This window comes from Actinomycetospora aurantiaca (assembly GCF_037401875.1).
GTDB classification, from domain to species: domain Bacteria; phylum Actinomycetota; class Actinomycetes; order Mycobacteriales; family Pseudonocardiaceae; genus Actinomycetospora; species Actinomycetospora aurantiaca.
The window spans coordinates 138828-156997 of record NZ_JBBEGN010000007.1; the positions used below are offsets into that span (position 1 = coordinate 138828).

Sequence of the window (18170 nt, forward strand, 5' to 3'; positions counted from 1 at the left end):
CCCCCGGCACATTAGTAGGACGTCCTAGTAATCGCGAGTGCCCTCCGCCACGTACTGCAGCAGCCCGACGAGGGTCCCCGAGCCCAGCAGCTCGCCGGCGGCCGCGAGTCGCACCACGTCGTCGACCGGCACCCACCGGGCCCGCCCGGGCTCGTGCCGGTCCAGGGGCTCGTCGCTGGGCTCGGCGTCGGTCCACAGGTGCACGTGCACGCGACTGACGACGCCCCCTGGCAGCGGGTCGAAGGCGATCAGCTCCCGTCCCGGCCCGACCGGGCGCCACCCGGTCTCCTCGGCCGCCTCGCGGGCGGCCGCGACACCGGGGTCCTCGGCCCCGTCGACGCCACCGCCCGGCAGCTCCCAGCCGTACCGGCCCACCGGGTAGCGGTAGGTGCGCAGCATCAGCACCTGCGCGTCCCGCACCACCAGGGCCACGCCCACGCTCGGCAGGTGGACCACCGGGTAGTCGAACCGGTCGCCCTCGGGGGCGGTGACGTCGTGCAGGTCGACGCGGATCCCGGCGTCGTCGTCGTCGGTGGTGACCGTCAGCGGAGCCCCCCACACGGTCGTCACCTCATGGGTGGCCCAGCTGTCGGCGGGAGTCACTCCGGCCACGTCTGTCTCAAGCGACGACCCCTCGTCAGAAGCGCCATCACCCGTTGCGGTGATATGTGGACCTTGTGTGTGCCTCACGTGACGCTCGGGTACTTCGCTGTCCCCGGCCGACCGGCCGGGCCTACACGAGGGAGTGTCATGATCATCCTCGGCATCATCCTGCTGATCGTCGGGTATATCGTCCCGATCTCGGTGCTGACCTACATCGGGTGGATCCTGGTGGTCGTCGGCCTGATCCTCACCATCCTGGGCGCCGTCGGGCGCGGCGTGGGTGGTCGCAAGACGTTCTTCTAGACCCGGGCGCGGGGGCACCCGGATCGACCTGACGCGAACGCCCGTCCCCGGCGAGGGGGACGGGCGGGCGTGTCACCCTCCGTAGTACTTCATGGCGATTGCCGCTAGCTTCCTTCCCTCCCGGGCTACGCAGCGTCATCGTCGTCCCATGACTCTTCCTGCGTACTCCGGCCGGCACTCCACCTTCGACGCGACCACGGTGCTGCCCGTGGCGGCCCTGGAACCCCGGGCCCCGTCCGCCGGTGCGCCGCCGGGCCGTCCCGCCGTCGTCGAGGCCGTCTTCTGGCTCGCCGTGGCCCAGGCGCTGGCCGCGCTCGCCGGCGCGGGCATCCTCGGACTGATCCTCCTCGCGGTGTCGACCCGCCCGCCGGAGGGCGCGATCGCGGCCGCGGTCGTCGTCGGGGGCACCCTCCTCGCGGACGCGGGCTGGGTCCTGCTCGCGTGGCGGGTGCGGGCCGGTGGGGCCGCCGCCCGCGTCGTGCTCGCGGTCCTCGCCGGCATGGGACTGCTGATCGCCCTGCTGTTCAGCCTCGTCGCGTTCACCGTGCTCCTGCCGGTGATCGGGGTCGCGCTGAACGCCGGCGTCCTGGTCCTGCTGTTCGCCCCCGCGTCGAACGCGTGGTTCCGCGCGCCCGACCCTGCGCTCACCCCATCGACCGGTCCAGGTTCACCGCGGCGCTGATCAGCCCCAGGTGCGTCAGCGCCTGGGGGAAGTTGCCCAGCTGCTCACCCGAGGCGGAGAGCTCCTCGGCGAACAGGCCGACGTGGTTGGCGTAGGTGAAGGCCTTCTCCAGCACGTTGCGGGCCGCCTCGAGGCGCCCCGCCCGGGTGAGCGCCTCGACGTACCAGAACGAGCACAGGTTGAACGTACCCTCCTCGCCGTCGAGACCGTCCGAGCCGTCGGGCGGGTAGCGCTGGACGAGGGAGTCCACGACGAGGTCGTCCTCGATGCGTGCGAGGGTGGAGAGGAAGCGCGGGTCGGTGGGCCCGGAGAACTTCACCAGCGGCAGGATCAGCAGGCCCGCCTCGACCTGGTCGGTGCCCGGGAACTGCGTGTAGGTGCCGAGGCGGGAGTCCCAGCAGTCGCGCTGCACCTCCTCGTAGGCCTCGGCGGCGGCGGACTCCCACGCTTCCACCGGCGCGGGCAGCCCGCGCTGCCGGGCCAGCCGCAGCGCGCGCTCGAACGCCACCCACACCATCACCCGGGAGTAGGTGTGGAACTGCGGCTCGCCGCGGGACTCCCACAGTCCCTGGTCGGGCAGGTGCCGGTTGCGGTCCAGCCACTCCAGCGAGCTGCGCACGCGGGTCCACAGGTCGTAGGAGATCGGCGTCTCCTTGTTGGCGATGTAGACCGAGTCCATCACCTCGCCGTAGGTGTCGAGCTGGCGCTGCGACCCGGCCGCGTTCCCGATCCGGACCGGGCGCGACCCGCGGTAGCCCGACAGGTGGTCCAGCTCGACCTCCCCGGGCGGCGGGGCCCCGTGCACGGTGTAGACCGGCAGCAGCCCGGAGGTGTCGTCGGCCTCGGCCATCCGCTGTTCCAGCCACGCCAGGAACGACCGGCCCTCCTCGACGAAGCCGAGTCGCATGAGCGCGTAGGAGGTGAACGCGGCGTCGCGCAGCCAGGCGTACCGGTAGTCCCAGTTGCGCTCCCCGCCGATCTCCTCGGGCAGCCCGGCCGTCGGCGCGGCGATCAGGGCGCCGGTCGGGTCGTGGACCATCAGCTTCAGCAGCAGCGCGGAGCGGTGCACCATCTCCCGCCAGCGCCCCTGGTAGTTCGACCGCGCGAGCCAGCGCTGCCAGTAGGTCAGCGTCGCGTCGCGCACGCGGGCGGCCTCGTGCTCGTCGAGGGGGCGGACGTCGTCGCGGCCCGGGGGCTCGTCGTGCCACGCGAGCAGGAAGTCCGCTCCCTCGCCGGCGCCGAGGTCGATCTCCGCGACGACGGCGGGTCCGGTCGCGTCCGGGTCGTCGACCACCCGGAGCGGGACCGACACCCGCAGCACGAGTGCGCCGCTCCCGTCGTCGGGGAGGAAGACCGCACCGACCCCGTCGACGATCTCGACGGTGTGCCGCACCCGCGCCCAGTCGAACGCGGGCGCGCACCGGACGGTGAAGCTCTGCCGGCCGCGGACCACCCGCACCGTCCGGACGAGCGGGCGCCTCCCGTCGTCGCCGTCGGGGTCCATCAGGTCGACGACCTCGGCGACGGAGGTCGCGTCGAGGAACCGGGTCATCAGGACGTTGGAGTCGGGCAGGTAGAGCTGCTTGGTCCGCGTGCACGACCCCGGCCGGACGGTGAACGCGCTGCGCTCGGCCCGGGCGCCGTCCTCGGTGAGCAGCGCCGAGAACACGGCCGGCGAGTCGAAGTCGGGCAGGCACGCGAAGTCGATGCTCCCGTCGGTGCCGACCAGCGCGACCGTCCGCAGGTCGCCGATCACGCCGTGGTCCTCGATGGCCAGCATGTCCGGTGCTTACCCGCCGCCGGGCGTCCTACCCGGTGGCGGTGCGCACCCGCGCAGCACGGTGTCCACCAGGGGCTCCACGTCCGCGACGGCGATCGCCTCGCCCCGCCAGAGCAGGCGGTAGTAGGGCGCGCCGATGGCGAGGTCCAGCAGGAGGTCGGGGGTGACGTCCGCGGCGACGGCGCCCTCGGCCTGGGCCTGGAGGACCAGGGCGGTCCCGGTGGCGCGCACGTCGGCGAGCGCGGCGCCGAAGGCCTTCTCGATCCGCTCGTCCCCGGCCGAGGCGGCGAGCAGCTCGGCGGCGGGCCGGCGGACGCCACCGGCGGCGAACGTCCGCGCCATGCGCCGCAGGGTGCGGACGAGGAAGGCGCGGAGGTCCTCCGCCGCGTCCTGTTCATCGACGTGGCCGGGGGTCGAGGCCACCGCGAGCAGGATGTCGTCGACGTCGTCGAACCGCCGGTTGACCGCCGGGAGGCTCACCCCGGCCCGCCGGGCGACGGCGGCCCGGGTCAGCCCCGCCCGGCCCACCTCGTCGAGCAGGGCGACGCAGGCGTCGACCACGGCGCGGTCGATGTCGGGGTCGCGGGGACGGGGCACCTCGGTTACGTTACCCGCACTATCGGAACGAGGGGGCGGGTGCGGTGGCGGCACGGTTCGGGACCGAGGTGGACGGGCGTCTCGTCGAGATCGAGTTCGACCGGCGGAAGGTGGTGCTCAACGCGGTGCGCCTGTTCGTCGACGGCGCGGAGGTGGACGCCGGTCGCGTGTTCTACGGCGAGAAGGAACTGCGCGCGACCATCGGCGGCCGGGAGGTCGTCGTCGCCGTCGTCTCGGGTATGGTCGGCGAACTGCTGCGAGCGCAGGTCCGGCGGGGCGACGGGGCGTGGGTCGACCTCGAGGAGCGCACCCCGGCCTGAACCGGCGGGAGCCGGCGGGGCCGCGTGGCTCCGCCGGCCCCCGACCTCAGCGCTGCTCGCGGGCGGCGTCGGCCGCCTCGGCGGTGCCGAGGGCCTCCGCCTTGCGGGCCGCGGCCTCGCGCTCGGCCTCGACCGCCTCGGTCTCGGCCTGCACGCGGGTGCGCTTCGCCTCGTGCGCCTTCTCGTCCGCGATCTCCTGGCGCCGCTGTTCCTCGCGCTTCGCGTCCTGCTTGCGCTGCTGCTCGCGCTCCTTCGCCTGCTGCTCGCGGCGGCGCTTCTCCTCCTCGAGCTTCTCGTGCTGCGCCTTCTCCTGCTCGCGGGCCTGCCGACGGGCCTGCTGGTCGGCCTCGCGCCGCTGCTCGAGACGGTCGTCGGCGACCTGGCGGCGGGCCTGCGCGGCCTCCTCGCGCTCCGCGGCCTCCGTCCGCTGCTGCACGCGCGCGTCCTTGACCTCGCCCTGCCGCGCGAGGTCCGGGTCGCCGAGCAGTGATCCGACCACCTGCCGCACCCCCGCCTCGAGGCCGTCGATGGCGAGCGAGGGACCGAACTCGGGATTGCGGCCGTTGCCGGTGATCTGCGCCAGCAGACCGACCGGCAGCCGGGCGACGCCGAAGCCCAGCGAGATGACGGGTCCGGCCACCGCGGACACGGGGTTGCTCATCGGTCCTCCTCGACCTGCTCGACCTGCTCGAGCGTCCGGGCCGAGGTCCGGGCCCGTTCGGCGCGGACCTCCTCGTCGCGGACGCGACCCTCCGCCTCGCCCCGCTCGCGCACGGCCTCGGCCTCGTCACGGCGCGTCTGCTGCTCGCGGGCCCGCGTCGCCTGCGACACGGCCTGCTCCTTCGCGGCGGTGTCGGCCTGCGCGCGCTGTGCCTCGGCATCCCGCTGCGCCTCGGCGCGCTCCTCGCGCTCCGCCCGCGCGTCCTCGGCGGCCAGCCGCTCGCGCTCGACCCGCAGCTCCTCGGCGCGGGCCTCGGCCTCGGCCTCCTCGCGCTTCTGCTGCGCGTGCTGCTCGGCGCGCTGCGCCTCCTTCGTGCGGTCGGCCTGCTCGGACTGGAGCTCGCCCTCGGCGCGCAGCGCGTCGTTGCCCGTGACGCTCCCGGCCGCCTTCTTCACGGCGCCCGCGAGCCGCTGGCCCGCACGCTCGGTCTTGCTGGTGTCGCTCGGATCGGCACCGTCGGACATGGGTTCTCCCTCCCACTCGGCGCGGCGCAGGTACCCGATCGATCACCGCGGGAAGCACCCGGTCAGACCAGCCCGCGCACCACCTCGGCGGCCGGGCCCTCGGCCGCCCGCCGGAAGTGCACCCCGGCCCACAGGTGCAGCCGGGACGCGTCGCCCGCCTTCGCCGCGGCGGTGCGCAGCGGCCGGGTCAGGTGGTGCAGCTCGGGGTAGGCGGCCGGCGCGGCGGGCCCGTGCTCGACGGCGAACCGGTTCGTCAGCGCCCGGGCCGCCCGGCCGGTGAAGGCCCGGGTGACGGTGGTGCCGGAGAACTCGGGGTCGGCGAGCGCGTCGCGGTGCGTGGTGGAGGTGCCGGCCTCGTCGGTGCGCAGGAAGGCGGTGCCCAGCTGGACCTGCGTCGCACCCGCCTCGAGGGCCCGGCGGACCCCGGCCCGGTCGGCGACGCCGCCGGCGGCGATCATGGGCAACCCCGTCCGCGGCCGGAGTGCGATCAGCAGGTCCAGGGTGTCGTCGTCGTTCGGTTCGTCCGCGACGCGGTGCGTGCCCCGGTGCCCGCCGGCGTCGGTGCCCTGCACGACGAGGCCGTCCAGGCCGAGCCGCTCGGCGGCCTCGGCCTCCTCCGGGCTCGTGACGGTGGCGACGAGCCGGGCGCCGGTCGCGCGGAGCGCGGCGAGGCGGTCGGGGTCGGGCAGGCCGAAGGTCAGGCCGATCGTGTCCGGCGGGTCCGCGACGAGGACCCGGATCTTCGCGTCGAGCCCGGGCCCGTCGTCGGGATCGTCGGCGGGGTGCGGGTCACCCAGCTCGACGTGGACCGCCTCGGCCTCGGGGGCGAGCCGGCGTCCGTAGGCGCCCACGGCCTCGTCGCGACGACGGGTGCGGCCGGTCGGGTCGGGCAGGAACAGGTTCACCCCGAACGGGGCGTCGCTGCGTTGCCGCAGCTCGGCGAGCCGGGCGGCGAGCGCGTCGGCGGTGAGGTAGCCCGCGGCGAGGTAGCCGTACCCGCCCGCCTCGGCGACCGCCGCGACGAGCGCCGGGGTCGACGGGCCGCCCGCCATCGGGGCCGCGACGATCGGGAGGCGAGGGCTCACCGCGTCATGCCGGATCGCCGAACCGGTACTCGCCCGCCGCCGCCCACGGGCCGCCACGGTAGTGCCACAGGGCCAGCGTCTCGACGTGGGTGTCGCGGCGCGTATGCGATTCCCGGACGGTCTCCAACGTGCGCCGGGCCTCGTCGGGCGTGACCTTGTTCTGGATCGTCACGTGCGGGCGCCAGCGGCGTGCGTCCTGGTCGGTCAGGTCGTCGCGGAAGGGCCGGGCGATCTCCTCGCGGACGTCCTCGAGCTCCCGCGAGCGCAATCGCAGCCCCACCCCGCGGCCCATCGGGAAGGGTTCGTCGACCCGGATCGGCGGCGGCCTCCGGCGGGTCGCCCTGGCCAGGGCCGCGCGCACGTCGTCGAGCAGGTGACCCGGCAGCGCGTGGAACAGGGTCACGTGCGCGCCGACGTGCAGCCGGTCGGGGGGGAAGTACCGCCGGCGCAGGGCGTCGAGCTCGTCCTGGGCGTCGGGGGCGAGGACGGCGGAGACGATCAGCGGGTCGGGCACCGTCGGGAGGTACCCGCTGCCTCACCGACTGCTACGTGACGCAGGTTCGGGGGCCGTCGGACCTGCCTGCTGTCGCACTCGGCGACGGGCCCGCGAGCCAGCCCGCCGGGTCGTCCCAGGCGTGGAGCCGGCGCCCCGAGTGCACCGTGACGGCTTCCCCGGTCCGAGGGTCGGGCCAGGAGAGCGTGCGTGCGAGCAGTTGGAGCGGCGTGCGGAAGTCGTCCAGCGCGACGTCCCGCAGCTCCGGGTAGAAGGGGTCGCCCAGGATCGGGATGCCGAGCGAGCACAGGTGCAGCCGCAGCTGGTGCGTGCGGCCGGTCCGCGGGGTGAGGCGGTAGCGGGCGACCGGGCCCAGGAGCGGGTCGTCGCGGTGCTCGAGGACCTCGACCAGGGTCTCCGCGTTCGGCTCGCCGCCGACCTCCCGCGCGGTGACGATGCCGCGTTCCTTGACGATCCGGGACCGGACGACCGTCGACTCCAGCCCGGGGAGGTACGGCGCCACCGCCTCGTAGGTCTTCGCCACGCGGCGGTCGCGGAACAGGTTCTGGTAGGCCCCCCGGTCCTCCCGCCGGACGACGAACAGCACCAGGCCGGCGGTGACCCGGTCCAGGCGGTGGGCGGGGGAGAGGTCGGGCAGGCCGTGCTCGTCGCGCAGCCGCACCAGCGCGGTCTCCCGCACGTGCCGTCCGCGCGGGATGGTCGCGAGGAAGTGCGGCTTGTCGGCCACGAGCACGCGGTCGTCGACGTGGGCGACGTCGATGCCGAACGGCACCGCGGCCTCGTCGGGAAGATCCCGGTGGAACCACACCGACCCGCCGCTGACGTAGGGCGCGTCGATCGGCAGCGGGCCCTCGGCGTCGTGGAACCGTCCGGCGGCGAACATGGCGTCGACCTGTGCGGCCGGCAGCGGGACCCGGGTCACCACGTGGTCGCGGATCGTCGCCCACTGCTCGGACACCGGCAGCCGCATGCGCGCCGGGTCGAGCCCGAAGCGGGGCGGCAGGGACGGCGGGGGACGCACGGCCCCCATTGTGAGCGAAGGGGCCGTCCGCTCGATCTATCCGCCCGGGGGCGCCCACCGCCCATCGGGGCGCCACATGGCGATGGGCGCCCACGGCCCGTCTATACGACCGAACGTGCCCTTCGCTCAGTCGGCGAGCAGCGCGTCCGAGACGATCTTGCGCTGGATCTCCGACGTGCCCTCGAAGATCGTGGTCAGCCGGGCGTCGCGCCAGTACCGCTCGGCGGAGTACTCCGTGGTGTAGCCGTTGCCGCCGAAGATCTGCAGGGCCCGCGACGTGACGCGCTCCGCGGTCTCCGAGGCGACGAGCTTGGCCTGCGAGGTCTCGACGTCCGCCGCGACGCCACCGTCCACCAGCCACGCCGCGTGCAGGTAGAGCTGGCGGGCGGCCTCGACCTCGGCGGCCATGTCCGCGAGCGCGTGCCGGATCACCTGCTGGTCGCCGATCGGGTGCCCGAACTGGACCCGCTGCTTCACGTAGGCGATCGCGTCCTCCACCGCCCCGCGCGCCAGCCCGACCGCCCGCGCCGCCGTCTGCACCCGCGCCGGCCCGAGCCAGCGCAGCGACTCCTTGAACCCCTGGCCCTCCTCCTGCCCGGTGTCCTGCAGCGCGTCCGCCGGCACCCGCAGCCCGTCGAGCTGCAGCTCCCAGGTCGTCAGGCCGTAGTAGCCGATCTTGTCGATGGGCGTCCCGCTCACACCCGCCGGGAACGACCCGCGCGACTTCTCCACCAGGAACAGCTCCAGCCCGTCCGAGCGGCCGTGCCCCTCGCGCGGGTCCCGGGTGCGGGCGAGCAGGTGCAGGAAGTCCGCGCGCTTCGCGTGCCCGACCCACCGCTTCGTTCCCGTCAGCACCCAGGAGTCGCCGTCGCGTTCGGCCGAGCACCCGACGTTCGCCAGGTCCGACCCGGCGCTCGGCTCCGAGAACGCGATCCCGCCGATCCACTCGCCACGTGCCGACCGCGCCAGCAGGTCCGGCCGGCCCGCACACCCGGTGCCGTTGCCGCGGGCGATGATGCTCGCGACGCTCATCCACGCCCGCGCCAGCTCCTCGCAGACCAGCGCGTACTCGAGCACGCCGAGACCCAGCCCACCGTGCTCGCGGTCGATCATGATCCCGAAGTAGCCGAGCTCGGCGAGCCGGTCCAGCAGCTCGTCGGGGATCTCGCCGCGCTGCGGGTCGAGCTCGTCGGCGACCGGGAGGACCTCCTCCATCGCGAACCGCCGCGCGGTCGCCTGGAGCTCGGCGCGCTCCGGGGTGAGGTACACGCTCGCCGCGGGCGCCAGCGTCTCGACGCCCTCGAGGTTCTTCCGGCTCCAGGTCATGAGGTCCTCATTCCCGACGACGAGCCCTGCCGCACCCGGGCGGGCGCGCGTCACGTCCGGACGTGCGGGGTGATGCGGTCGGCGGCGAGCCGGTCGAACACGGCAGCGAACGCGTCGAGGGTCCGCACGTAGCCGGTGAACCCGGCGAGGCGGGAGCGGGACATGTCGGTGAGGCACTCGATGTCGCGGCCGAGGTCGCCGTCGGTGTGCCAGAACGAGGCGACGCGGTCGAGGTCGGACTCGACGAGGTTCTCCCGCTCCGCGATCCGCGCCCACACGTCGCCGAGCCCCGCGGTCTGCTCCTCCAGCGGCCGCACCGTGCCGTCGAAACCCTCGGCCTCGACACCCAGCAGCTCGGCCAGGCGCGGCCACATCCACCGCCAGCGGAAGACGTCGCCGTTCACGACGTTCAGCGCCTGGTCGTGCGCCGACGGCGAGTCCGTCGCCCAGATCATGTGCTCGGCGGCCTGCCCGGCGTCGGTCATGTCGGTGAGGCCCTCCCACTGCTGCCGCGAGCCCGGGAAGGTGAACGGTCGGCCGGTCTCCCGGCACAGCGCGGCGTAGACGGCCAGGGTGGAGGCGATGTTCATGGCGTTGCCGACCGCGTAGCCGACCACCGTGTGCGCCCGGTGCACGCTCCACGAGAACCGGTGCTCGCGCGCCGCGGCGAACAGCTCGTCCTCCTGCGCGTAGTAGAAGTTCGGGGCGTCGAGGCGCGGCTCGGTCTCGACGAACGGCGTCTCCGGCAGCGTGCCCTGGCCGTACGCCTCGAACGGCCCGAGGTAGTGCTTGAGGCCGGTCATCAGGGCGACGTGCTGCACCGTGCCCTCGGCGCCGGCGGCCGCGAGGACGTCGCGCACCATCCCGCCGTTGACCCGGATGTTCTCCTCCTCGGAGTCCTGGCGCGCCCAGGCGGTGAGGAAGACCGAGGTCGGACGGGTGCCGGCGATCGCGTCGCGGAGGGCGTCGGCGTCGGTGAGGTCGGCGTGCAGGCCCTCCACCTCCGCGACCGGCGACGAGCTGCGTCGGGACAGCCCGAGGACGTGGCCCCCGCGGACGGAGAGTCGCTCGGCGAGGGCGTGGCCCGCGATACCGGTGACGCCGACGATCAGGGGGCGGGAGAGCGCGTGCATGCCGCGCGGGTGCCCGGACCGGTCCGGTCGAACCCGTGACGTCTGCGGTAGAAGGAGGTGTGTTCGTCTACACCGCCCAGCCCGCCCGCGTCGTGTTCGGCACCGGGAGCCTCGGCCTGCTCGCCGAGGAGGTCGAGCGGATCGGCCGGTCGCGCGTGCTGGTGGTGGCGGGCGAGCGCCACCGGGAGCGCGTCGAGGGCGTGCTGGGGGAGCTCGCCGTCGGGGCGTTCGGAGGCGCCGTCATGCACACCCCGGTCGAGGTGACCGAGCAGGCCCTGGCCGTGCTGCGCGACGCGGGCGCCGACTGCGTCGTCGCCGTCGGCGGCGGCTCGACGACCGGGCTGGCCAAGGCGCTGGCCGTACGCACCGGCGTGGACCAGGTGATCGTCCCCACCACCTACTCCGGCTCCGAGGTGACCCCCGTCCTCGGTGAGACGGCGGACGGCGTCAAGACGACGCGGACCTCGCCCGACATCCTCCCCGAGACCGTGATCTACGACGTCGACCTCACCCGCTCGCTCCCGCACGACGTCACCGTCACCAGCGCCGTCAACGCCCTCGCGCACGCCGTGGAGGCGCTCTACTCCCCGCAGGCGAACCCGGTCGTCGACCTGCTCGCCCTCGATGCCGTCCGGCGGCTGGCCGCCGGTCTGCGTGGTTCGGGGGACCGGGAGCAGCTCCTCCAGGGGGCGTGGCTGGCGGGGACGTGCCTGGGGTCGGTCGGGATGGCGCTGCACCACAAGCTCTGCCACACCCTGGGCGGCTCGTTCGACCTCCCGCACGCACCCACCCACACCGTCGTCCTGCCGCACGCGATGGCCTACAACGTCGCGGCGGCCCCGGAGGCGATGCGCCGGATCGCGGAGGCGCTCGACGTCGAGGACGCCCCGCGCGGGGTGTTCGACCTCGTCACGACAGCGGGTGGCCCGACCTCCCTGCGCGAGCTCGGCCTGGCCGAGGCCGACCTCGACCGCGCGGCCGAGCTCGCCGTCGGGACCCCCTATCCGAACCCGGCCGAGCTGACCCGCGACGGCCTCCGGGCGCTCCTGGGCCGGGCGTGGGCGGGCGAGCGGCCCTAGACGAGATCCGCGCCCGCGCGGAGGGCCCGGAACTTCTCCCACACGACGGTGGGGTGCACCTCGGGCTGGTAGCTCGCCCGGGAGGAGAAGCCGCAGTCCGCGCCGGCGATGACCTGCTCGCGCCCGACCGCGTCGACGTAGTGGCGCAGCATCTCTGCGACCAGCTCCGGGTGCTCAACGTAGTTCTGGGCGTGCCCGAGCAGGCCGGGGACGAGCACCGCGTCGCCGAGCTGCCGGCGCAGGCGGTCGTCCTGCCAGATCGTCCACTCGTGCATGTGACGCGGGTTCGCGACCTCGAACGAGTACGCCCCCGCCCGGATCGCCAGCATCGGGCCCGCGACCTCGGCCATCGTGATGTCGTGGACCCGCGGCCCGTGGTTGAGGCCGTAGCAGGTGTGGAGGCGGATCTTCTCGGTCGGGATGTCGCGCAGCGCGTGGTTGACGATGTCGGCGTGCTCGGCGGCGGTCTGCTGCCGCTCCTCGGGCGTGAGCGCCGGGTCGGACAGGATCTCGATCAGCCACGGGTCGTCGATCTGCAGCAGGAACCCGGCGTCGACGATCGCCAGGTACTCCTCGCGCAGCGCCTCGGCGACCGCCGTGTAGTACTCGGTGTCGGTCGCGTAGAACTCGTTGCGGCCGAAGCCGCGCGGCGAGGTCGAGGGTAGGAACGCCTCGGTGTACTCGACACCGACGAGCGCGGCCCGCAGGTTCTCGATGTCGGTGCGCAGCTGGTCCTGGCCGGTGTAGGAGACCGGGCCGACGCAGGCCACCGTCACCATCGGGGCCACGGTCTTCGAGTACTTCCCGAGGTACTGCTCGTAGTACTCCGGGAAGGCGTCGATCTCGAGCTTCCACGACGGCGGGAGCAGCTTCTCCCCGCTCGAGGGGGAGAAGCCGTCGAGCCGGTCCTGGACGTAGGTCGCGAAGCTGACCTTGCCCATCTCGCCGTCGGTCACGACGTCCAGGCCCGCCTCGACCTGCCGCCCGACGACGTCGCGCACCGCCTCGGTCACCTGCTTCGCGAAGCCGGCCTCGTCGTACGGGCGGCCGTGCTCCTTCTCCCGCATCGTGTCCAGCAGCGCCTCCGGACGCGCGAGGCTGCCGACGTGGGTGGTGAGGATCCGCTCTGCGCTGCGCTGCATGCCCGCGACGCTAGGAAGCGCCGGTCGTCGGGGGCAGCGCCGTGTTCGCGGGTCGGGAACGCGGCGGATCCCCGACAAGATCTCGTTCCGCCGCGCGAAGTGGGGCGAGGACCGATCGGTCCGCTACCTGGAACCGGATCTTGCTCCCTCGACGGCCCGGCGGATGGCGATGACCGCGCGGTCGCGCTCGGCGACCAGGTCGGCGAACGACCGCTCCGTCGCGGTGCCCTCCACCATCGCGTCCCGCAGCTCGGGCGTCAGCTCCGGCGCCTCGAGACGCGTCCACGGGGCCTGCAGCGACGGGCCGAAGTGGTCGAGCATGTGCGCCATGCCGCCCTCGCCGCCGGCCAGGTGGAACGTCCGGCACGGGCCGTGGACCGGCCAGCGCAGCCCCGGACCCTCGGTGATGGACGCGTCGATCTGGTCGACCGTCGCCTCGCCGTTCGCCACCATGTGCAGCGCCTCGCGCCAGAGCGCCTCCTGCAGCCGGTTCGCGACGAAGCCCGGGACCTCCCGGTCCATCTCGATCACCGACTTGCCGATCGACCGGTAGAACTCCGCCGCAGCCTTCACGACGGCGGGTGCGGTCGCCTCACCGCCGACCACCTCGACCAGCGGGATCAGGTACGGCGGGTTGAACGGGTGCCCGACGACGAGCCGCGACGGGTCCGCGGCGCGCACGGCCATGTCCGTCATCGGGAAGCCCGAGGTCGACGACGCGACGATCGTGCCCGGACCGGTCGCCGCGGCCAGGTCCGCGAGGAGCGACCGCTTCAGCTCCAGGTCCTCGGGTGCCGACTCCTGCACGAACTCCGCGTCCCGCACGGCGTCCTCCAGCGAGCCGGCGACGCGCAATCCGCCCCACCCTTCGTCGGGGAGGCCCAGGGAGTTCAGCGCCGGCCGCGCCGCCTCGACGATGCGCCGTAGCCGGGCCTCCGCGTCGGGACCCGGGTCCCAGGCGACGACGTCGTGGCCCTGCGCGAGGAAGTAGGCGGCCCACCCGCCGCCGATGACGCCGGCGCCGATGCAGGCGATCACCGGTGCAGCCCGAACGTCTCGCGGGCCTCGTCGGGCGTCGCGACGGACGCCCCCAGCGACTCGATGATCGTCACCGCCCGCTGGACGAGCTGTGCGTTCGTCGCCTTGACCCCGCGCGAGAGGTAGAGGTTGTCCTCCAGCCCGACGCGCGCGTGCCCGCCGAGCAGCACCGACTGCGCGACCCACGGCAGCTGGTCGCGGCCGAGCGCGAAGGAGGTGAACTCGGCGTCGTCGGGGAGGAGGTTGACCATCGCCGCGAGCAGGCCCGGATCGGCGGGCGCGCCGTAGGGCACGCCCATGCAGAGCTGGAACAGGCCGGGCGCGTCGATCAGGCCCTCCTCGCGCAGGACCGTCGCGAACCACAGCTGGCCGGTGTCGAAGACCTCCAGCTCCGGCTTCACGCCGAGCTCCTGGAAGCGCTTCGCCCCCTCGCGGAGCATGTCGGTCGTCGAGACGTAGAGGGCCTGGCCGTCGCCGAAGTTGTAGGAGCCGCAGTCGAGCGTGCCGATGTCGGGGAGCAGCTCCTCGATGTGCGGCATCCGGTCGTGCTGGTTGACCAGGTCGGTGCCGTCGACGGGCTTGAGCGGGTCGTCGGCGTCGACGACGAGGTCGCCGCCCATGCCCGCCGTCAGGTTGAGGACGACGTCGACGTCCGCGGCCCGGATCAGGCCCGCGGCCTCGCGGTACAGGGCGACGTCGCGGGAACGGATGCCGGTCTCGGGGTGCCGCACGTGCACGTGGACGACCGCGGCACCGGCCCTCGCCGCGGCGACCGCGTCGTCGGCGATCTGCTGCGGCGTCACCGGGACGTGCGGGCTCTTGCCGGGGGAGTCGGCGGCGCCGGTCAGCGCGGCCGTGATCACCACGCGGCGGTTCATCGGTCTCATCGGTCGTCCTTCCGGATGGCGTGTGCGACGAAGTCGTGGAGGGCGGCGCGCATGTCGGCCGCGGTGGAGGCGCCGGTCATCACGCCGACGCCGAGACCGTCGACCAGCGCGGTGAGCTGGCGGGCGCGCACCGTCTGGTCGCCGCCTCTGAACACCCCCGCCTCGGCTCCGGCCTCGAGCGTCATCAGCACGGTGCGGAACCAGCGGTCCTGGCCGCGGGCGTAGAGGTCGCGGTGCCTGGGTTCGGTCACCGCCTCGACCCACACCTGCATCCAGATCGACCACTCCGGCTCGAGCACCGGGCCGTCGGGCATCTGCAGGTCGAGGAGCGTCTCCAGACGCTCGACGGGATCGGCGATCGCGGCGAGGGCGCGGGCCTGACGGTCGTGGGCCAGCTCGACGTTGTGGCGCAGGGCCTCGTCGAGCAGGGCGTCCTTGTCGGCGAAGTGGTAGTGGACTCCTCCGGTGCTCGTGCCGGCGGCCTCGGCGACGTCCGCGATCCGCACCCGGTGGTAGCCGCGCCGCGCGATGAGCGTCCAGGCGGCATCGAGGATGCGCTTGCGCGCGTCGTCGGGGTCCGGTCGGCGGGCGATCAGGTCCGTCCCGGCCGTGACCGGCCCGTCGCCGTCGCCGCGCAGGAGCCAGGTGAGCTCGACACCGGTGTGGTCGGCGATACGGCCGAGCTCGTCGGCGGCGAAGCGCCGTCGACCCGCCAGGGACTTCGACAGCTTCGTCTCGTCGAGTCCGACGGCCGTCGCCACCCGCCGTCGGGAACCGGCCGCGTCGACCGCCGCCCGGACCCGCCGCCGTACCGCGTCGTCGTCCATCGAGCCCGACGGTAGAGCCACCCTTGCGTGAATCGCAAGTCTGACTGACGAATCAGTCGGAGGACTCGACGGCTCTTGTGGTCGGGGGTTCCCCTCGCGAGACTCGGGAGGTGGCCTACGCGAACGACGTCGGCGGGATGCACGGGTTCGGCGACCTGCCCGAGGAGGGGCACGGGTTCGAGTCCGTGTGGGAGGCGCAGATCTTCGCGCTGAACCAGGCGTGCGTGGCCGCGGGCGTCTACACGCTCGACGAGTTCCGGCACGTCATGGAGCGGATCCCGCCGGGGGAGTACTACGACATGCCGTACTACGAGCGCTGGCTGACCGCGGTCGAACGGCTGCTGCCGTGAACGTCGGCGACCGCGTGCGGGTGCGTGTGATCAACCCTCCTGGGCACAATCGCGCGCCGTCGTACGTGCGTGGGCGGAGCGGGGTCGTCGTGCGGTCCGTGGGGGACGGGCGCTTTCCCGACGAGGCCGCGGCGGTCGGGTCCGGCGCGCGGCGGGAGACGATCTGGACGGTGGCGTTCGCCGGCACCGAGCTGTGGGGCCCCGACGCCGGGCCGCGCGACACGGTGCACGTCGACCTCTTCGAGACGTACCTGGAGCGGGCATGAGCGGGTCCGGGCACCATCGCAACGGCGAGCTGCAGGCCCGCGTGAACGTGCTGCTGGCGCTGGCCGAGGAGCGCGGCATCGTCGACCGGGAGGAGATCGACCGGCGGATCGAACTGCTCGGGACGTCGGTGTCGCCGCTGAACGGGGCGCTGATGGTGGTCCGGGCGTGGAACGACCCCGCGTACCGCGACCGGCTGCTCTCCGACGCCGGAGCGGCCGCCGCCGAGCTCGGGATCGCCGGTGGCGGCTACTCCTCGGACATCCACCTGCACGCCGTGGCGAACACCCCCGAGGTGCACAACGTGGTCGTCTGCACCCTCTGCTCGTGCTATCCGCTGGCGTGGCTCGGGCCGCCGCCCGCCTGGTACAAGTCCGAGGCCTACCGCTCGCGGGTGGTGCGCGACCCGCGCGGCGTGCTCGCCGAGTTCGGGACGGTGCTGCCCGACGACGTCGAGGTCCGCGTCTGGGATGCCAGCGCCGAGGCGCGCTACCTCGTCGTGCCGGTACCGCCCGAGGGTGCCGAGCAGCTCTCCGAGGACGAGCAGCTCGACCTGGTCACCCGGGACTGCCTGATCGGCGTGGCGGTCCCGTAGCACCCTCCGGGTGCCAGCAATGCCCTATCGGCGTGCTCCGTTGAATTGCTGGCGTTGAGTGCCAGAGAATCCGGCACCGTCAGCGTGGCCGGCCGGACGGAGGAGGACGCATGGGCAAGCGGAGGACGGCGGCCCGGGCGCTCGTGGGCGTCGTGGGCGCCGTGACGGCGGGCGGGGCGCTGGCGGCGGACGCGCTCGTCCCCGAGACCGCGCGGCAGCACCTGGGGAACCCGCGCTGGCCCGGGCACGCGAAGTTCCACGACGCGCAGTACATCGTCATGAGCATGCTGCTCGGCGGGATCACGCTGCGCCTCGTCACGACCCGCCGCGGCGACCCGGACCGCAACCTCCTCGCGGCCGCGGCGATCTCCTCCACCCCGTGGCTCGGGATGTACGGCGCGGCGGCGTTCCCGGGGACGGAGCTGGTCGACGAGGAGTTCGACACCCCGAAGGTGCTCGGCCTCGATCCCAACCTCTTCGCCGGGACGATGTGCCTCGCTGCGCTCGGGGCGGCGGTCGGGCTGTCCCGATCCGCCCGCTGACGGTGCCGGGTTTCCTGGCGCTGGGTCTGCAAGCAATTCAAGGGAGCACGCCGATAGGGCTTTGCTGGCACCGGGAGGTGCCCCGGGACCTACGAGCTCGCCCGCACCAGCTCGACCGTGATCCGTTCCGCGGCCCGGCGCACCCCCTGCACGACGGCGGGCTTGCGCGGCCCGAGCATCCGGGAGGTCGCGCCGACCACCGACACCGCCGCGACCGCCCGCCGGCGACCCGCCGTCCCGGTGAGGATCGGGGCGGCGATCGACGACCAGCCCTGGTCGTACTCGTCCCGGCACGTGGCGTAGCCCTGCTCGCGGGTCTGGACCAGGGTCCGGCGCCAGCGCAGCGGGTCCACGACGGTGAACGGTGTCCGCCGCTCCAGGCCGCGCTCCAGGATGGCGGCGACCAGGGACGGGTCGGAGGCGGCGAGGACCCGGCCGATCGACGACGAGTGCGCCGGGTTCCGGTGGTAGTCCGTGCGGAACCGCAGCCCCGCGCCCGCCGTCTCCAGCCGCTCCAGGTACAGCACGTCGGTGCCCACCGCCACGCCCAGCTGCACGGTCTCCCGCACCGTCTCCCGCAGCTCGCCCAGGAACGGCATCGCGACCTCGCGCAGCAGCAGCCGGTCGACGGCGAGTTGCCCGTACTCGAACAGCCGGAGGCCCAGCCGGTACCGGCCCGACCCGGCCTTCTCCAGCAGCCCGCCTGCCGCGAGGGCGGCGAGCATCCGGCAGGCGGTGGACTTCGCGATCCCCAGCCGCGCCGCGACCTTCGTCGCGCCGAGCTCGGGCTCGGCGGTGAAGCAGTCGAGGACCGCAACCGCGGTCGACACCGACCGCAACGGCGAGTCGTCGAGCGAGTCCTCCGGGACCATCGGGGTGAACGGCAGCACCGTCATC

Annotated in this window: 23 protein-coding genes; 8 read left to right on the forward strand and 15 right to left on the reverse strand. The window is 73.9% G+C overall.

Annotated elements, in window-relative coordinates; genetic code table 11:
- Window positions 1–24: 24 nt before the first annotated feature.
- Complete coding sequence (locus WCD74_RS16000; RefSeq protein ID WP_337695856.1) at window positions 25–561, reverse strand: NUDIX domain-containing protein; 537 nt, start codon at window positions 559–561, stop codon at window positions 25–27.
- A 189-nt stretch (window positions 562–750) separates the two neighbouring features.
- On the opposite strand from WCD74_RS16000, the gene WCD74_RS16005 reads away from it, so the two are divergent.
- Window positions 751–906, forward strand: coding sequence for a hypothetical protein (locus WCD74_RS16005; protein WP_018333901.1), 156 nt, complete (start codon window positions 751–753; stop codon window positions 904–906).
- A 148-nt stretch (window positions 907–1054) separates the two neighbouring features.
- The gene (locus WCD74_RS16010) at window positions 1055–1588 is read left to right on the forward strand and encodes a hypothetical protein (RefSeq protein WP_337695857.1); all 534 of its coding nucleotides are present in this window, start codon (window positions 1055–1057) and stop codon (window positions 1586–1588) included.
- Here WCD74_RS16010 and WCD74_RS16015 read toward each other — a convergent pair.
- Window positions 1551–3368 (reverse strand): glycoside hydrolase family 15 protein, encoded by a 1818-nt coding sequence (locus WCD74_RS16015; RefSeq protein ID WP_337695858.1) that lies wholly within the window; start codon window positions 3366–3368, stop codon window positions 1551–1553. The two genes, WCD74_RS16010 and WCD74_RS16015, sit on opposite strands and share 38 nt — an antisense overlap.
- Before the next feature lie 9 nt (window positions 3369–3377).
- Entirely contained in the window at window positions 3378–3965 is a 588-nt protein-coding gene (locus WCD74_RS16020; protein WP_337695859.1) for a TetR/AcrR family transcriptional regulator, read from the reverse strand.
- 44 nt (window positions 3966–4009) lie between these two features.
- Here WCD74_RS16020 and WCD74_RS16025 point away from each other — a divergent pair, with 44 nt between their 5' ends.
- The gene (locus WCD74_RS16025) at window positions 4010–4285 is read left to right on the forward strand and encodes a hypothetical protein (protein ID WP_337695860.1); all 276 of its coding nucleotides are present in this window, start codon (window positions 4010–4012) and stop codon (window positions 4283–4285) included.
- A 46-nt stretch (window positions 4286–4331) separates the two neighbouring features.
- Here the strand turns inward: WCD74_RS16025 and WCD74_RS16030 are convergent, their stop codons facing one another.
- The 7 genes from WCD74_RS16030 to WCD74_RS16060 all read right to left on the reverse strand — a co-directional run bounded on the left by WCD74_RS16030 (window position 4332) and on the right by WCD74_RS16060 (window position 10549).
- Window positions 4332–4946 carry a hypothetical protein gene (locus WCD74_RS16030; RefSeq protein WP_337695861.1) on the reverse strand — a complete coding sequence of 205 codons (615 nt, stop codon included), beginning with the start codon at window positions 4944–4946 and terminating at the stop codon, window positions 4332–4334.
- Window positions 4943–5470, reverse strand: a complete 528-nt coding sequence (locus WCD74_RS16035) for a hypothetical protein (RefSeq protein ID WP_337695862.1) — start codon at window positions 5468–5470, stop codon at window positions 4943–4945. The genes WCD74_RS16030 and WCD74_RS16035 overlap by 4 nt, the downstream gene beginning before the upstream one ends.
- A gap of 62 nt (window positions 5471–5532) precedes the next feature.
- A complete protein-coding gene (locus WCD74_RS16040; protein WP_337695863.1) occupies window positions 5533–6555 on the reverse strand; it encodes an NAD(P)H-dependent flavin oxidoreductase in 1023 nt (340 codons plus the stop codon).
- A 4-nt stretch (window positions 6556–6559) separates the two neighbouring features.
- Window positions 6560–7069, reverse strand: coding sequence for a 2'-5' RNA ligase family protein (locus WCD74_RS16045; protein WP_337695864.1), 510 nt, complete (start codon window positions 7067–7069; stop codon window positions 6560–6562).
- Window positions 7070–7100: 31 nt separating this feature from the next.
- Window positions 7101–8099: a pseudouridine synthase gene (locus tag WCD74_RS16050; protein WP_337695865.1), complete on the reverse strand. Its 999-nt coding sequence runs from the start codon at window positions 8097–8099 to the stop codon at window positions 7101–7103.
- A gap of 117 nt (window positions 8100–8216) precedes the next feature.
- Window positions 8217–9416 carry an acyl-CoA dehydrogenase family protein gene (locus tag WCD74_RS16055; RefSeq protein WP_337695866.1) on the reverse strand — a complete coding sequence of 400 codons (1200 nt, stop codon included), beginning with the start codon at window positions 9414–9416 and terminating at the stop codon, window positions 8217–8219.
- Between the two features lie 50 nt (window positions 9417–9466).
- Window positions 9467–10549 carry an SDR family oxidoreductase gene (locus tag WCD74_RS16060; RefSeq protein ID WP_337695867.1) on the reverse strand — a complete coding sequence of 361 codons (1083 nt, stop codon included), beginning with the start codon at window positions 10547–10549 and terminating at the stop codon, window positions 9467–9469.
- Between the two features lie 59 nt (window positions 10550–10608).
- On the opposite strand from WCD74_RS16060, the gene WCD74_RS16065 reads away from it, so the two are divergent.
- The gene (locus WCD74_RS16065) at window positions 10609–11628 is read left to right on the forward strand and encodes a maleylacetate reductase (protein ID WP_337695868.1); all 1020 of its coding nucleotides are present in this window, start codon (window positions 10609–10611) and stop codon (window positions 11626–11628) included.
- Here the strand turns inward: WCD74_RS16065 and WCD74_RS16070 are convergent.
- From WCD74_RS16070 to WCD74_RS16085, 4 genes are all read right to left on the reverse strand, one after another.
- Window positions 11625–12770 carry a cobalamin-independent methionine synthase II family protein gene (locus tag WCD74_RS16070; protein ID WP_337695869.1) on the reverse strand — a complete coding sequence of 382 codons (1146 nt, stop codon included), beginning with the start codon at window positions 12768–12770 and terminating at the stop codon, window positions 11625–11627. The genes WCD74_RS16065 and WCD74_RS16070 overlap by 4 nt on opposite strands.
- A 123-nt stretch (window positions 12771–12893) precedes the next feature.
- Window positions 12894–13808 carry a 3-hydroxyacyl-CoA dehydrogenase NAD-binding domain-containing protein gene (locus WCD74_RS16075; RefSeq protein ID WP_337695870.1) on the reverse strand — a complete coding sequence of 305 codons (915 nt, stop codon included), beginning with the start codon at window positions 13806–13808 and terminating at the stop codon, window positions 12894–12896.
- Window positions 13805–14686 (reverse strand): beta-keto acid cleavage family enzyme, encoded by an 882-nt coding sequence (locus WCD74_RS16080; RefSeq protein WP_337696009.1) that lies wholly within the window; start codon window positions 14684–14686, stop codon window positions 13805–13807. Before WCD74_RS16080 ends, WCD74_RS16075 begins: the two co-directional genes overlap by 4 nt.
- 5 nt (window positions 14687–14691) lie before the next feature.
- Window positions 14692–15522, reverse strand: coding sequence for a TetR/AcrR family transcriptional regulator (locus WCD74_RS16085; RefSeq protein WP_337695871.1), 831 nt, complete (start codon window positions 15520–15522; stop codon window positions 14692–14694).
- Window positions 15523–15632: 110 nt separating this feature from the next.
- Here WCD74_RS16085 and WCD74_RS16090 point away from each other — a divergent pair, with 110 nt between their 5' ends.
- From WCD74_RS16090 to WCD74_RS16105, 4 genes are all read left to right on the forward strand, one after another.
- On the forward strand, window positions 15633–15872 hold the full coding sequence (locus WCD74_RS16090; protein WP_337695872.1) for a hypothetical protein: 240 nt from the start codon (window positions 15633–15635) through the stop codon (window positions 15870–15872).
- Between the two features lie 26 nt (window positions 15873–15898).
- Entirely contained in the window at window positions 15899–16138 is a 240-nt protein-coding gene (locus WCD74_RS16095; protein ID WP_337695873.1) for an SH3-like domain-containing protein, read from the forward strand.
- Complete coding sequence (locus WCD74_RS16100; protein ID WP_337695874.1) at window positions 16135–16731, forward strand: nitrile hydratase subunit alpha; 597 nt, start codon at window positions 16135–16137, stop codon at window positions 16729–16731. The genes WCD74_RS16095 and WCD74_RS16100 overlap by 4 nt, the downstream gene beginning before the upstream one ends.
- Window positions 16732–16841: 110 nt before the next feature.
- A complete protein-coding gene (locus WCD74_RS16105; protein ID WP_337695875.1) occupies window positions 16842–17273 on the forward strand; it encodes a hypothetical protein in 432 nt (143 codons plus the stop codon).
- A gap of 89 nt (window positions 17274–17362) precedes the next feature.
- On the opposite strand, the gene WCD74_RS16110 is transcribed toward WCD74_RS16105, so the two are convergent.
- Entirely contained in the window at window positions 17363–18169 is an 807-nt protein-coding gene (locus tag WCD74_RS16110) for an IclR family transcriptional regulator (RefSeq protein WP_337695876.1), read from the reverse strand.
- Between the last annotated feature and the right edge of the window lies 1 nt (window position 18170).